We start from the raw sequence: 14,021 nt of genomic DNA on the forward strand, positions 1-14,021 counted from the left end.
AGCGATCAGGCCAGCGGAGCCGGCTTTCGCGATTCGCGCCGAGATGCCGGCCGAGATGCCGGCATAGTGTTGCGCCGCACCTACAGCCGCATGCCTGGCTGCCGGCTAGGGTACGGACAGGTTGATGTCCGGCGCTTTTTCCGGATGAGGCTGGCTGCTGGTTTATCGTCATGATCCGCCGAAATGCTCAAGGACCGCGCGACCCCGCCGCAGATGCCGCCGTGCTGCTGCGCCGGATCGGCTTCGCGACGCTGGCGCTCGTGCTGCCGCTCGCCTCGCTGGTGTCGCGCCGCGCCGCAGTCGTGCTCGTGCCGATCGGCGTCGTCCTGCTCGTGATCTCCTCGCTGATCGAGGAGCCAGGCTGGTTCACCGGCACGCTCAAGCGCGCCCTGCTGAGCCGGCCCGGCATGATTCTGGTCGGCCTCGTCGCCTGGTCGGTGCTCTCGCTGATCTGGAGCCCCTATACCTCCTCGGCGACGGAGAAGGCCGGCAATCTCGTGCTCGCGGTCGCGCTCGGCTTCTGCGGCACCTCCGCGCTGCCCGAGCGCATGCGCGCCTCCAATCTCAATCTCGCGGCACTCGGCACGGGTCTGGCTGCCATCTTCGCGCTCGCGCTCATCGTCGTGGCGGCGCTGCGGCGCTCCGATGCGGAGATCGGCAGCGTCGAGCGCGGCATCAGCGTCGTGCTGATCATGGCCTGGCCGGCGCTGGCCTGGCTTTTGTCGCGCGCACGGGGCTTGAGCGCGCTCGGGCTTGCCCTCGTCGTCGGCCTGCTCGCGCTGACGCGCTTTGAGGATGGCGAGGCGGTTGCGATGATCTGCGGCGCGGTCGCCTTCGGCGCCGTCAGCGCCAATCGCGAGAAGGCCGTCCCGATCATCGCCGCGCTGATCGGCGGCGTCATGCTGCTCGCGCCGATCCTGCCCTTCCTGCTGATCCCGATCGTCTCGCGCTTTCCCGAGAGCACCAGCGACTTCGTGCAGGCGCTCGGTGTCTGGGCCGATGTCGTCGGCCGCGAGCCGGTCCAGTTGATCACCGGCCACGGGCTCGACACGGTTCTGCGCGGCCGCATAACCGGCGCCCTGCCGATGACGACGCCGACGACGCTGCTCTTCGAGACCTGGTACGAGCTCGGTATCGTCGGAGCTGCGGCAGCGGCCACATGCCTGTATTTCGCCATCCGTGCCGCCCGCCACATGCCCGTCGCGCTGGCGGCAGGCGGGGTCGCGGCCTATACGACCGCCTTCGCACTGACCGCGCTCGGCTTTGCCACGCTGCAGCCCTGGTGGCTAATGACGCTGGCGGCAGTGGTCTTGCTGTTCGCGGCGATCGCGCGCGGACAATACCGCACCGAGCGGCCGGTCGCGCCCTTGCCGGCCGACGTGCAGAACCGGCGCAAGAACGACAGGCCCCTGGCGCCCTCCCCCGAGAACTGAGCCGGCTTCAGTCGTCATTGCGAGCGCAGCGGAAGATCCAGGTTCAAGCCGCAGCAATGCTTCCCTGATTGACCGCGTGGCAGGCCACCCCGTCGATCACCGGCGGGCTCTCGATGCGGCAGCGCTCGAAGACCAGGGGGCAGCGCGGGTGGAAGGTGCAGCCCGAGGGCGGGCTGATCGGATTCGGGATCTCACCCTTCACGCCCTCACGCGCCTTGCCGACCATGGCAAGGTCGGGCACCGCGTCGAGCAGCATGCGCGTATAGGGATGGCGCGGATGCGAGAAGAGCTGCTTGCCCTCCGAGACCTCGACGAGGCGGCCGAGATACATCACGCCGATGCGCGTCGCCATGTGCCTGACGACCGCGAGGTTGTGCGAGATGAACAGATAGGTCAGCCCGAATCTCTGCTGCAGATCGCGCATCAGGTTGAGGATTTGGGCCTGGACGGAGACGTCGAGTGCCGATGTCGGCTCGTCGCAGACGATGAATTCGGCATTGGAGGCAAGCGCGCGGGCAATCGCGATGCGCTGGCGCTGGCCGCCGGAGAATTCATGCGGGAATTTCCCGGCATCGTCAGGATGCAGGCCGACCAGCGTCAGCAACTCGCCGACGCGGCCGGTGATATCCGCCTCGCCATGGACGATGCCGAAGGCACGGATCGGCTCGGCGATGATCCGCCCGACGCGCCAGCGCGGATTGAGGCTGGCATAGGGGTCCTGGAAGATCATCTGGATGCGCCGGCGCAGGCGCTGGCGCTCCTGCGCCACATTGACGTCGTTCATCGAGATGCCGGCGATCGAGACCGTGCCGTCCGAGGGCGGCAGCAGGCCGACGACCATGCGCGCGACGGTCGACTTGCCCGAGCCGGACTCGCCGACCAAGGCAAAGGTCTCGCCCCGGCGAATGTCGAAGGAGACGCCGTCGACGGCCTTGAGATATTGGCGCGGCGCGCGCTCCAGCACGCGGTTGAGCCAAGGCTTCGAGACGTCGAAGATACGGCGCAGGTCGCGAACCTGGACGAAGGGGCGCTCAGCGGGACCTTGGCTCATGCTGCGATCCCCGCCTCGTCCCGCGAGGATTGCGGCTGGTCGTAGAGATGGCAGGCGACCTGGCGATCGCCGAGCTGGACCAGCTCCGGCCGCTCGACATGGCAGCGCGCGAACGCCTTCTCGCAGCGCGGATTGAAGGCGCAGCCCGGCGGGATCGCTTGGAGACGCGGCATCGCACCCGGGATCTGCACCAGGCGCTCGGCATCGCCCTCGAGCGAGGGTATCGCGCCCATCAGCCCCTTGGCATAGGGGTGCAGCGGCTGCTTGACGACGTCGCGCACCGGGCCGATCTCGACGATGCGCCCGGCATACATCACCGCGACCCGGTCGGCGGTCTCGGCGATGACGCCCATATCGTGGGTGACGAGCATCACCGAGGTGCCGCGCTCCTGACAGAGCCGCTTGATCAGCGCGATGATCTGCGCCTGCACGGAGACGTCGAGCGCCGTCGTCGGCTCGTCGGCGATGATGAATTCGGGTTCAGCGCACAGCGCCAGCGCGATCACCACGCGCTGGCGCATGCCGCCGGAGAACTCATGCGGATAGCCGTCGATGCGGCGCTCGGGCGCGGGAATGCCGACCTCGTCGAGCAAGGCGATGGCGCGTTTGCGCGCATCCGCCGCGTTGAGATCGGTATGTGTGCGGATCGTCTCGACCAATTGCGTGCTGATGCGGTAGAGCGGGTTCAGGCTCGTCAGCGGATCCTGGAAGATCATGCCGATGCGCTTGCCCCGGACCTTGCGCATAGCGTCGGGCGGCAGATTGTCGATGCGCTCGCCCGATAGCACGACCTCGCCGCCGGCGATTCGGCCGGGAGGGTCGATCAGGCCGATGATGGCCGAGCCGGTGACCGATTTGCCGGCGCCGGATTCGCCGACGACGCCAAGCACCTCGCCGCGCGCGATGTCGAAGGAGATGGCGTCGAGCGCACGCAGCGTGCCGCGCCGGGTGACGAATTCGACCGTAAGGTCACGGACAGACAGCACGGGGACGGTCATCTGGCCTCCGGACGCGAGCGGCTGCATGGGGCCATGATCACCTCAGCCTTGGATTGAGGGCGTCGCGCAGCCAGTCGCCGAGCAGGTTGACCGCCAGCACCAGCGCCGCCAGCGTCACGCTGGGAAAGGTCACGATCCACCAATCCCCCGAGAACAGATATTTGTTGCCGATCGAGATCAGCGTGCCGAGCGAGGGCTGCGTCGCCGGCAAGCCGACGCCGAGGAAGGACAAGGTCGCCTCGGTGATCACGGCGAGCGCGAGGTTGATCGTCAGGATGACCAGCACCGGCCCGATGACGTTGGGCAGGACATGGCGCAGCATGATCAAGGGCGCCGGCAACCCCACGAGACGGGCCGCCATGACATAGTCCTTGTTGCGCTCGATCAGTGTCGAGCCGCGAATGGTGCGGGCGTATTGCACCCAGAAACTCAACCCGATCGAGATCACCAGCACATAGATCGCGGTGTCCTCGCGCGAGGCCTTCGGGAAGACGCCGCGCACGACGCCGTCGATCAGAAGCGCGATCAGGATCGCCGGGAAGGTGAGCTGGACATCGGCGATGCGCATGATGAGCGCGTCGGTGCGGCCGCCGAGATAGCCCGCGAGCAGCCCCAGCGAGATGCCGATCGAGGCCGCCAGGAGGCAGCCGAGCCCGCCGACGACCAGCGAGACGCGCATGCCGTAGAGGATCGCGGAATAGAGATCGCGGCCCTGGTCGTCGGTGCCGAGAATGAAGCGCGCCTCGCCGCCATCCTGCCAGGCGGGCGGGATCATCGAATCCGCCAGGAAGACGGTCGCAGGGTCGAACGGATTGGTCGGCGCGAGCCAGGGCGAGAAGGCCGCGCCGAGGAAAAGCAGCAGCACGACGAGACCCGCGACCATCGTCACCTTCGATTTCAGGAAGCTCGCCAGGATGTCGCTGTCGCGGAAACGGCGCCAGCGTGAGGGGGCATTTTCGGGCGAGGCCGCGCTCATGGCATCGCCCTGCGAACGCCCACACCGTCATGCTCGCCCCTGTGGCGAGCATCCACGTCTTGAACACCGTCTTCCAGACCGGCGCGGGGAACCCCTCTCCCGGATGGGAGAGGGGCAGGGGTGAGGGTGTGCCGCCGATTGTGAAGGCGCAACCGAGCCGCTGCGACCTTCTTCGGTGAGGGCGGGCCCTCATCCCTGCCCTTCTCCCACATGGGAGAAGGGTTCCCCGCGCCCTTCCTCCGGGCCTTCGCGTCACAGCTGCGGCACAAATCCGGCCGCGAAGGAGAAAGCTCTATCGTCACCGCAAACATGCTCCCCTCTCCCCTCAATGCGCGCCGACCGTGGCGCGCAGGCGCGGATCGACCAGCGCGTAGAGCAGGTCGACCGCGAGGTTGATGCTGACGAACAGAAAGGAGATCAGCATCAGATAGGCCGCCATGATCGGGATATCGACGTTCTGCACCGAGCGTAGGAAGAGCTGGCCCATGCCCGGCCACTGGAACACGGTCTCGGTGATGATGGCGAAAGCAATGATCGAGCCGAGCTGCAGGCCGGCAATGGTGATGACCGGCACCAGCGTGTTCTTCAGGGCATGGCCGAAATGGATGGCGCGGGTCTTCAAGCCCCGCGCCCGGGCGAATTTGATGTAGTCGGCGCGCAGCACCTCGAGCATCTCGGCCCGGACGAGCCGCATGATCAGCGTCATCTGGAACAGGCCGAGCGTGATCGAGGGCAGGATCAGCGCCTTCAGTCCCGAGCCGGTCAAGAGCCCGGTCGTCCACCAGGAGCCGATCTTGACGACCTCGCCGCGCCCGAAGGAAGGCAGCCAGCCCAGCGTGACCGAGAACAGATAGATCAGCAGGATGCCGATCAGGAAGGTCGGCAGGCTGATGCCGACAAGCGAGATCGCCTGGAAGAGCTTGGCGAGCGGGCTTTCGCGCCTCAACGCCGTATAGACGCCCATCGGAATGCCGACCGCGAGCGAGAACAGCGCGGAGCAGAAGGCAAGCTCCAGCGTCGCCGGGGCGCGTTCGCCCAGAAGCGAGATCACCGGCAGGCGGAACTGATAGGACACGCCGAATTCGAGCCGCGCCGCATTGTAGATGTAGCGGCCGAACTGGACGAGGAAGGGGTCGTCGAGCCCAAGCGAGCGCCTGATCTCGGCGACCTGGGCCTGCGGCGTGTCGATCGAGACGATCTGGTTCACCGGGTCGCCGACGAAGCGGAACATCGCAAAGGCAATCAGCGCCACGCTCAGCATGACGATGAGCGACTGGAAGAGCCGGCGCAGGATGAAAGCGAGCATGAACGCCTTGAACGTCTAAGGTTTGATGGTTCGCAACCGAACCTCCGCGTCATCCCGGACGGAGCGAAGCAGAGATCCGGGATCCATCGAAGGGCGTCTGAGCTCTAGGATGGATCCCGGATCAGCGCCGCTGCGCGGCTTGTCCGGGATGACGATCGCGTGGGGCAACCGAACGGGCGAGACACGCAGCTCGAACACAGCGCTCCCGTTCACTCCTTGATGGCGTATTGGAAGTTCACCGCATTGTCGGCGCGCTGCGGCAGCTTGACCTTCTTCGACACGCCCCAGGCCAGCGCCTGCTGGTGCAGCGGGATGTAGCCGAAATCGTCGATCGAGAGCTGGAAGGCCTCACGGATCATCGCGTCGCGCTTGGCCTTGTCCGCCTCGACGAGGATCTGGTCGGTCAGCGCGTCCAGCTTCTTGTTGCAGTAGCCGCCGACATTGGATTCGCCACGCGAGGAGGCGGGGTTGTCGCGGCAGCCCATGATGTCGAAGAGCACGTTGTGGGCGTCGCTGGTGCCGGGCGTCCAGCCGAGCAGATAGAACGAGGTCTTGTAGCCGCCGGGCTTCAGCACCTTGCCAAAATACTGGCCCTTGGGCTGGGCGTTGAGGTTCACCTTGACGCCGATGCGGGCGAGCATGCCGACGACAGCCTGGCAGATCGCGCCGTCATTGACGTAGCGATCATTGGGGCAGTCCATGCCGAGCTCGAAACCGTCGGGATAGCCGGCATCGACCAGCAGCTTCTTGGCGGCGGCGCTGTCGAATTTGGCGCGGGTGAAGCCGGTGCTGGGGAAGAGTTCCGGCGCGATCATCAAGGGCGATGGCGTCGAGAGACCGCGCATGACGCGGCTCTTGATCGTCTCGATGTCGATCGCCTGATAGAAGGCCTGGCGGACCCGGATGTCCTTGAAGGGGTTCTTGCCCTTGACGCTGGACTCCAGCAGTTCGTCACGGACTTGATCCATGCCGAGGAAGATCGTGCGCAGTTCCGGCCCTGTCAGCACCTGGGCGTTGGCGGAGGCGTTGACGCGCTGGATATCCTGGATCGGCACCGGCTCGATCACGTCGACCTCGCCCGACAGCAGCGCCGCGACGCGCGTGGCGTCCGAGGCGATCGGCGTGAAGATGATCTCCTTGAGATTGTGCTCCGGGTTCTTGTTCCACCAGTTCTCGTTGACCTTGTAGACGGTCTTGACGCCCGGCTGATGGCTCTCGACCTTGAAGGCGCCGGTGCCATTGGCGTTGAGCGAGGCGAAGGTCGGGGTGGTGGCGTTGGCCGGCGTCGGTTGGGTCGAGTTGTTCGCCTCGGCCCATTTCTTCGACATGATGTACCAAGTGTCCCACTGGTAATGCAGGATCGGATTGGGCGAAGGCAATTGGAAGTCCACGGTGTAGTCGTCGATCTTGACGACCTTGGCGCCGGTGGGGACGCGGGTCTGGACGTTGGAGCCCGGCGCGCGCGAACGATCGGCCGAGAACACCACGTCGTCGGCGGTGAAATCCTCGCCGCCATGGAACTTCACGCCCTTGCGCAGGAAGAAGCGCCAGGTCAAGCCATCGGCAGAGACCTCCCATTTCTCGGCGAGGCCGGGCAGGATCTCGAGGTTCTTGCCACGCCGGATCAGCCCCTCATAGGGGTGGCCGAGATGGGCATGCGTCGTCGTCTCGTTGACGGTGTAGGGATCGAGCGATTTGAGCTCGCCCTGGTTGGCGTAGCGCAAGGTTTGGGCTTGCGCCGAGCCGCAGATCAGCGCCAAGGCGGCGACAGCGGCAAGGCAATGCGTCTTGAACGACATGATCGGTTGCTCCCCTTTTGGTTGAGAACTCCGAATGGAACCGGAGCTCCAAGACGCCCACCCCTCCCGGGAGCGGTTTTTCGACCGTCCACATGCGTTGGCGGACAATCGAAGAAGACGACAGCTTAGAGAGGCTCTAGCGGCGGCGTCCAGCCTGACGCCGCCTTTTCGTTCCATATTGAACTTTTATCCGAGCGCCCCGGCCACCATCCTTGCGTCACCAGCGATGCAATCGCCGTGCCTTTTACCAGCGCGACTTCAATCAGCGCGAGAGATCGGCGATCAGGCCGCGCACGAAGGCCGTGCCGGCCTCAAGCTGGGCTATCGTGATGAACTCGTCGGGCTGATGCGCCTGGGCGATGTCGCCGGGGCCGCAGACCACGGTCGACCAGCCCTCGCCCTGGAACAGGCCGCCCTCGGTGCCATAGGCCACGACATGGCTGCCATTATCGCCGGTCAGGCGGCGCGACAGCGCCTCGGCCGCGCCGTCCTTCTCCGGGCCGAGCGGCGGCGTGGCGGAGGTGATCTCGACGGTGATGCCCGTCTCGGGCGCGATCGCCTTCATCTCGGCTTCGATCTCGGCGACCCTGGCCTTGTAGCGCCCGACGAAATCGACGCCCTCATCGCCGGGAACGACCCGGACCTCATGGCTGAACACGCAATGCTCGGCGGTGATGTTGACCGCCGTGCCGCCCTGGACGACGCCGACATGCAAGGTGCTGTAGGGCGGTTCGAAGGGGTTTTCATTGCTCGCCCGCGCCTTGTTCTCCGCCATGGTCTGGTTGTGCCACTCGATCAGCTTGCCCGCGATCATCACGGCGGGCACGCCGACATCGACGCGGCTGGAGTGGACGGCGTGGCCCTTCACCGTGGTGCGCATCCGGGTGCCGCCCTTGTGGCCGGTGACGACCTGCATCATCGAGGGCTCGCCGACGATCACCGCCGCGGGCTTGATGCCGGCCGCTGCCATCGCCTTGACCAGGATGCGCGCACCCAGGCAGCCGACCTCCTCGTCATAGGACAAGGCGATATGGACCGGGCGTTTCAGCGGCGCCTTCAGCATCTCCGGCACGAGGGCGAGCGCGATGGCGTCGAACCCCTTCATGTCGCAGGAGCCGCGGCCGTAGAGCTTGCCGTCGCGCTCAGTCAGGGTCCAGGGATCGGAGGTCCAGTCCTGGCCCTCGACCGGCACGACATCGGTATGGCCCGAGAGCACGACGCCGCCCTCAACCTTCGGCCCGACCGTCGCGTAGAGATTGGCCTTCTCGCCGTCCTCGCTGGGCACCAGCGTGCTCTCGACGCCGAGCGAGGCGAGATAGTCGCGACAGAAATGGATCAGCTCGAGATTGCTGCGCTGCGATTCCGTGTTGAACGAAACCAATTTGGCGAGCATCTCCTTGGGCGTCAGGGTCACGGGTCACAGTCTCCAAAGGTCGGGCGAGAGGCAGGTTTCGTGCCGGCAGGCTACGCCGCTGGAGCGCCGGGTCAATCGCGCACCGTGGCGGGCGGGGCCGAGCCCGGCGCAGGGATCAGGGCCTGCCCTGCAAGACCCGCTCGAAATACGCGTCCTCGCCAGGATAATCGAAGAGATCGCGCGGATAGCCGGCGAGAACCGGAAATGCCTCCCGCCAATTGGAGGGCGCGGTTTTCACCAGCCAGTCGCAGGCAGCCTTGCTTGCCTCCCGATAGGTCGCGACGGGCCTGTAGCCCAAGGCGAGGGCGGCACTGGTGTCGAGCGTGAACGGCGCGGGAACTGACCATGGCGTCGCCCCGATCAGCGGCGGATAGCTGTCGTCGTCCACGGGCAGCAATGTCCCTCGATAATCGAGATGGCCCGCGATCGTCGCCGCGATCTCCGCGACGCTCAGGGGCGAGGGGTCCGCCGCGTTGAGGATGCTCGTTCCTTGAACCTCCAGCGCCTTGCGGACCAAGGCGGCGATGTTGACGACAGCCGAAGTGTGGAACCGGCTCTCGCCGCGATAGGCGAGCGGGATCACGCCTCGCCCGTCGAGCATGCGCTTGACGAACCACCATTCGCGCGGGTGTACGGAATGCGTGCCGTGGATGGCGCATGGCCGCAGGATCGTCACCGGCTGCCTGGCATGGTCGAGCAGGCGGCGCTCCAGCGCGACCTTGCGGGTCGAATAGGTTCTTGGACCGGGATCGACCGTCGGCTGGTCTTCCCTCATGGCCAAGGGCAGATCCGGAAAGCCACTTGTGCGGGCCTCGTCGAGCGTCCGGCCGGCCGCGTCGCGATAGACGCTGCAGGACGAGATGACGACGAATGCGCCTGTGCGCCCCTCGATCTCGAGCAATTGCTCGGCATGCGCGTCGCTATAGGCGATCGTGTCGATGACGGCGTCCGCGCCCGCAGCGAGCGCACGCGCCAGCGCTCCCGGCTCATCGCGATCGAGCAGGGCGAGCTTTGCTCCCCGCGCCGCCATCTCCCCGGGAGGGAGGCGTTGGCCGCGATGGGACAGGATCACCTCCCAGCCATGCGTGAGCAGTTCATCGGCAACCGCGCGGCCGATCTGCCCGGTTCCACCGATGATGAAAGCGCGCCGAGACATGGTTTTCCCCGGATTCCCGTTCAGCTCCGGGGGCCATGATTATCCCGGCCGAATCGGAGCCATCCGGTTGATCTTTGCACGGCTTGGGGCGCGTCGGCTTGATCGCGAATGCGTGGGCGACCCCACAAATGCCCCCTCGCCCGCAGCCGCCGATCGCCTATAACGGCAGCAGCCCAGCAATAAGGCGGATGCCCATGAATTTCGACGTCACCCTCGCAGACATCCAGGCCGCAGCGACCCGGATCGCCGGCAAGATCAGGCGCACCCCGACCTATCACAGCGCGGGCTTGTCGGCCCGGCTCGGGGTCGAGACCGTGGTCAAGGTCGAGGCGCTGCAGCTTGGCGGCTCGTTCAAGGTGCGCGGCTGCTTCAACAAGCTGATGGGCCTGAGCGAGGCGGAGCTCGCACGCGGCGTCGTCACCGTCTCGGGCGGCAACCACGCCATCGCCGTCTCGATGGTCGCCAGCGCGATGGGCACGCGCGCGCTCGTGCTGATGCCGAAGGACGTTGCACCGCTGAACATCGCGCTGACCAAAAGCGCAGGCGGCGAGGTCGAGCTCTGCGAGGACGCGATCGAGGCCTTCGCCAAGGCTGCGGACTATGCCGCGCAGGGCATGACCAACATCCATTCCTTCGACGATCCCGCCATCATCGCCGGCCATGGCTCGCTCGGGCTCGAACTCGCCAGCGACGCCGGCGGGCGGCTCGACCATGTCTTCATCTCGATCGGCGGCGGCGGTTTCTCGGCCGGCGTCGGCGCGGCGCTGAAAGGGCTCGACCCGGCCGTGCGCATCCATGGCGTCGAGACCGAAGGCGCCACGACGATGACGCAGGCGCTGGCCGCCGGAAAGCCGGTGCCGCTGCGCCCGACCTCGATCGCCCGCACGCTGAACGCCCCCTTCGCGACCGAACGGACGATGGCGGCCGCACGGCAGTTCCTGGAGGATATCGTCGTCGTGCCCGATGTCGAGGCGGTGCGCGAGATCGTCTGGGTGCTGCAGAACGGGCGCGTCCTGCTCGAGCCGGCGGCCGCCTGCGTCGTTGCCGCCGCGATCGCGAGCAAGGACAAGTTCAAGCCGGGCGAGCGCGTCGGCCTCGTGCTCTGCGGCTCGAATGTCGCGCTGGAGGACATCGCCGCCTGGCGGACGCAGTTCGGGGTGTGAGATCAGGCGTTGGTTTTAGGGCGATCTGGCCGTTAGCTGGACCGCTTGCGATGGCAGCTATGGCGTGGGGAGTGGACGCCCCTCCATGGGATTTAGCCGTTTGGGCGCTTAGAGTCTTGCGGCAGCATCATGTCCTCGGGCTCCAATGTTGAACAGGCGTTGTTGCGGTTGGACCCGAACACCGAATTGCCGCACATGTCGCAGCCCGACACGATGATCGCAATTACAATCAATGCAGCAGGGATAAGGGCTCGCTTCATAAGATCTTTGGCCTCCGCTCGCTCTTGGTGAAACGAGCATCGCGTTACATAGACGTTCTAACGATTCGCCGACAATGTCCGAGATGGGTGGAAAATTGCCATTGTGTTGGGTATTCATCTGTTATGAACGAGCTCACAACGACACTTTGGCGACCTGTTGGCCCTAAAGAACTGGATTTAATCCGGCAGGCGAACATGGAAGCGTTTCCATCCCGCTTGCCTGAGCAACCGATTTTCTATCCCGTGCTTAGTGAAGATTATGCGATCAAGATCGCTCGCGATTGGAATGTTCCTGCAAGCGGGTCTGGCTTCGTGACACGTTTCGAAGTGAAAACAAGCTTTCTAAATCAGTATCCAGTGCAGGAGGCTGGTGGAAGCGCGCACCTCGAATATTGGATACCGGCAGCGGATATGAACGCTTTCAACGACGCCCTCGTCGGCAAGATCGAGATCATTCGGGAGTTCCGCTAAGGATCGAAGCCCCCTAGCAATTGGGGACTCCGACACCCGGCTCGACCGCGGCGCGGACCAGAGGAACATTACCCACGCTGACCGGTTCACGATGCACAAGGCATCGCCGAGCGGATCGACAATGAAAACTCAAGAGAGATTTGCTGGAGCGCCGGCGGCGATGATGGTCGCGATGCGCTGGATGCGCGCAATCGCTCCGTCCCCCTGCACGCGATGACCCAATCGCACCGCACCGGCATGATCCAATCGAGAGGCGCATCAGTGGCTGAAGACAGCATGCCCGCCATGGCGTCCGCTCACCATGCCGGGCGGCTTCTTTCGCGCCGTACAGCCCTGGCCATGCTCGCATCGACAGCTCTGTTCGCCACAGCCAAGCCGAGCTCAGCGGCACCGCCGGCATCGCCGGGCGGCCGGCCCTTCAGCTATGACGACGTCGTCGAACAGGCGCGGGCGCTGGGAGAGCGAGCCTTCGATGCCGAGGGGCTGACGATCCCGCCGGAGCTGTCGAAGCTGACTTATGACAGCTACCGGGAAATCCGCTTCCGCAGGGAAAAGGCGTTCTGGCGGGATGGCGGCTCCGACTACCGGCTCCATCCCTTCCATCTCGGATTCCTTCACGACAAGCCGGTGCAATTGCACGTCATCAGGGATGGCAGCGCCATCCCGCTCGCCTTCACGACGGGCCTGTTCGAGTACGGCAAGGTTCCCGTTCCCAAGCAGCTTTCGCCTGCGCTGGGCTTCGCTGGTTTTGCCGTGACGACGACGCTGAACGCCCTGAACGTGCAGGACGAGCTGATCGCCTTTCTCGGCGCGAGCTATTTTCGCCTGATCGGGCGCGGCCATCGCTATGGCTTGTCCGCGCGTGGGCTGGCGCTGGATGTCGGTGGCGAGCAGCCGGAGGAGTTTCCGTTCTTCAGGGCGCTCTGGCTGGAGGAGCCGACGCGCGATAGCACCGATCTCGTGATCTACGCCCTCCTGGATTCGCCATCCGTCGCGGGTGCGTATCGGTTTGTCGTCACGCCGGGACAGCAGACCAGCGTTGCCGTGACGGCGACGATCATCCCGCGCGTAAAACTCCCCCGCATCGGCATCGCCCCCCTCACCTCGATGTTCCTCGCCGGGGAAGGCGACCTCGGCCAGCGCACCGATTTCCGGCCCGAGATCCATGATTCAGACGGGCTGATGCTCAAGACCGGTGGTGGAGAATGGCTCTGGCGGCCGATCCGGAACCCGAAATCGCTGCGGATTTCGAGCTTTGGCGATCGCAATCCGCGCGGCTTCGGCCTGATGCAGCGCGACCGTGAATTCGGCCATTACCAGGATCTCGAAGCGCAGTATCACGCGCGGCCGGGATATTGGGTCGAGCCCTCAGGAGACTGGGGCGAGGGGCGCGTCGATCTTATCGAGATTCCGACGACCGGCGAAGCCTTCGACAACATCGTCGCCTGCTGGACGCCGAGCACCCCGCTCGAACCCAGGAAAGCCAGCCAGTTCAGCTATCGCATCTCGGCTCTCTCGACGACGAAGGCCCTGCACCCTTACGGGCAGGTCCGTAACAGCTTCGACGGCTCGAACACCGAGGATGGCGAAGCCAAGGACGTCGGCAAGAAGCGTTTCATCGTCGACTTCACCGACGGCGATCTCGAATATTATCTGTCCGACCCCAAGCGCGTCGAAATCGTCGCATCGACCACAGCCGGAACGATCGCCGCGACGATCGTCGATGCAAACCCGGCGGCGAAAGGCTTCCGCGCCATCGTCGACGCGTCATTGCCCGCCGGCGAAACCGCCGAACTGCGCATCTTCCTGAAATCGCGATCCCGCACCCTGACGGAAACCTGGACGACCTCCTGGTCGATGCCGAAGGTCGCGGCTCCGCTCCCGGGTCCGGCGCTCGTCAGCAAGGATTGATTGTGGAGACACCGCCGTCATTCCGGGGCGATCCGAAGGATCGAGCCTGGAACCCAGAGCCGATGCGGGTTCTCCATGAGGCG

Annotated in this window: 11 protein-coding genes; 4 read left to right on the plus strand and 7 right to left on the minus strand. The window is 65.5% G+C overall.

The window, feature by feature from the left end; genetic code table 11:
• Window positions 1-170: 170 nt before the first annotated feature.
• Window positions 171-1,433 (plus strand): peptide ABC transporter permease, encoded by a 1,263-nt coding sequence (locus RMR04_RS23895; RefSeq protein ID WP_311910976.1) that lies wholly within the window; start codon window positions 171-173, stop codon window positions 1,431-1,433.
• Between the two features lie 43 nt (window positions 1,434-1,476).
• On the opposite strand, the gene RMR04_RS23900 is transcribed toward RMR04_RS23895, so the two are convergent.
• The 7 genes from RMR04_RS23900 to RMR04_RS23930 form a co-directional block, all read right to left on the minus strand.
• Window positions 1,477-2,484 carry an ABC transporter ATP-binding protein gene (locus RMR04_RS23900; protein ID WP_311910977.1) on the minus strand — a complete coding sequence of 336 codons (1,008 nt, stop codon included), beginning with the start codon at window positions 2,482-2,484 and terminating at the stop codon, window positions 1,477-1,479.
• Window positions 2,481-3,482, minus strand: coding sequence for an ABC transporter ATP-binding protein (locus RMR04_RS23905; RefSeq protein WP_311910978.1), 1,002 nt, complete (start codon window positions 3,480-3,482; stop codon window positions 2,481-2,483). The genes RMR04_RS23900 and RMR04_RS23905 overlap by 4 nt, the downstream gene beginning before the upstream one ends.
• A 37-nt stretch (window positions 3,483-3,519) precedes the next feature.
• Entirely contained in the window at window positions 3,520-4,458 is a 939-nt protein-coding gene (locus RMR04_RS23910) for an ABC transporter permease (protein WP_311910979.1), read from the minus strand.
• A 325-nt stretch (window positions 4,459-4,783) separates the two neighbouring features.
• Window positions 4,784-5,764 (minus strand): ABC transporter permease, encoded by a 981-nt coding sequence (locus RMR04_RS23915; RefSeq protein WP_311910980.1) that lies wholly within the window; start codon window positions 5,762-5,764, stop codon window positions 4,784-4,786.
• A 209-nt stretch (window positions 5,765-5,973) separates the two neighbouring features.
• Complete coding sequence (locus RMR04_RS23920) at window positions 5,974-7,563, minus strand: ABC transporter substrate-binding protein (RefSeq protein ID WP_311910981.1); 1,590 nt, start codon at window positions 7,561-7,563, stop codon at window positions 5,974-5,976.
• A 262-nt stretch (window positions 7,564-7,825) separates the two neighbouring features.
• Window positions 7,826-8,977 (minus strand): acetylornithine deacetylase, encoded by a 1,152-nt coding sequence (argE, locus tag RMR04_RS23925; RefSeq protein WP_311910982.1) that lies wholly within the window; start codon window positions 8,975-8,977, stop codon window positions 7,826-7,828.
• A gap of 115 nt (window positions 8,978-9,092) precedes the next feature.
• A complete protein-coding gene (locus RMR04_RS23930) occupies window positions 9,093-10,133 on the minus strand; it encodes an NAD-dependent epimerase/dehydratase family protein (RefSeq protein ID WP_311910983.1) in 1,041 nt (346 codons plus the stop codon).
• A 194-nt stretch (window positions 10,134-10,327) separates the two neighbouring features.
• Here RMR04_RS23930 and RMR04_RS23935 point away from each other — a divergent pair, with 194 nt between their 5' ends.
• The 3 genes from RMR04_RS23935 (at window position 10,328) to RMR04_RS23945 (ending at window position 13,938) form a co-directional block, all read left to right on the plus strand.
• Window positions 10,328-11,296, plus strand: coding sequence for a threonine ammonia-lyase (locus RMR04_RS23935; protein WP_311910984.1), 969 nt, complete (start codon window positions 10,328-10,330; stop codon window positions 11,294-11,296).
• A 383-nt stretch (window positions 11,297-11,679) separates the two neighbouring features.
• The gene (locus tag RMR04_RS23940) at window positions 11,680-12,027 is read left to right on the plus strand and encodes an ADP-ribosylation/crystallin J1 (RefSeq protein WP_311910985.1); all 348 of its coding nucleotides are present in this window, start codon (window positions 11,680-11,682) and stop codon (window positions 12,025-12,027) included.
• Between the two features lie 339 nt (window positions 12,028-12,366).
• Window positions 12,367-13,938 carry an OpgD/OpgG family glucan biosynthesis protein gene (locus RMR04_RS23945; protein ID WP_311910986.1) on the plus strand — a complete coding sequence of 524 codons (1,572 nt, stop codon included), beginning with the start codon at window positions 12,367-12,369 and terminating at the stop codon, window positions 13,936-13,938.
• Window positions 13,939-14,021 lie beyond the last annotated feature (83 nt).

Origin of the sequence: Bosea sp. 685, assembly GCF_031884435.1 — a bacterium.
In the GTDB taxonomy this organism is placed as follows: Bacteria; Pseudomonadota; Alphaproteobacteria; order Rhizobiales; family Beijerinckiaceae; genus Allobosea.

Excerpts from the sequence above, each read along its gene's own strand:
- RMR04_RS23940 (WP_311910985.1), top strand. The coding sequence starts at position 11,680 with ATGAACGAGCTCACAACGACACTTTGGCGACCTGTTGGCCCTAAAGAA.
- RMR04_RS23930 (WP_311910983.1), bottom strand. The coding sequence starts at position 10,133 with ATGTCTCGGCGCGCTTTCATCATCGGTGGAACCGGGCAGATCGGCCGC.
- RMR04_RS23945 (WP_311910986.1), top strand. The coding sequence starts at position 12,367 with ATGCTCGCATCGACAGCTCTGTTCGCCACAGCCAAGCCGAGCTCAGCG.
- RMR04_RS23920 (WP_311910981.1), bottom strand. The coding sequence starts at position 7,563 with ATGTCGTTCAAGACGCATTGCCTTGCCGCTGTCGCCGCCTTGGCGCTG.
- RMR04_RS23895 (WP_311910976.1), top strand. The coding sequence starts at position 171 with ATGATCCGCCGAAATGCTCAAGGACCGCGCGACCCCGCCGCAGATGCC.
- RMR04_RS23900 (WP_311910977.1), bottom strand. The coding sequence starts at position 2,484 with ATGAGCCAAGGTCCCGCTGAGCGCCCCTTCGTCCAGGTTCGCGACCTG.
- RMR04_RS23935 (WP_311910984.1), top strand. The coding sequence starts at position 10,328 with ATGAATTTCGACGTCACCCTCGCAGACATCCAGGCCGCAGCGACCCGG.
- RMR04_RS23905 (WP_311910978.1), bottom strand. The coding sequence starts at position 3,482 with ATGACCGTCCCCGTGCTGTCTGTCCGTGACCTTACGGTCGAATTCGTC.
- RMR04_RS23915 (WP_311910980.1), bottom strand. The coding sequence starts at position 5,764 with ATGCTCGCTTTCATCCTGCGCCGGCTCTTCCAGTCGCTCATCGTCATG.
- RMR04_RS23910 (WP_311910979.1), bottom strand. The coding sequence starts at position 4,458 with ATGAGCGCGGCCTCGCCCGAAAATGCCCCCTCACGCTGGCGCCGTTTC.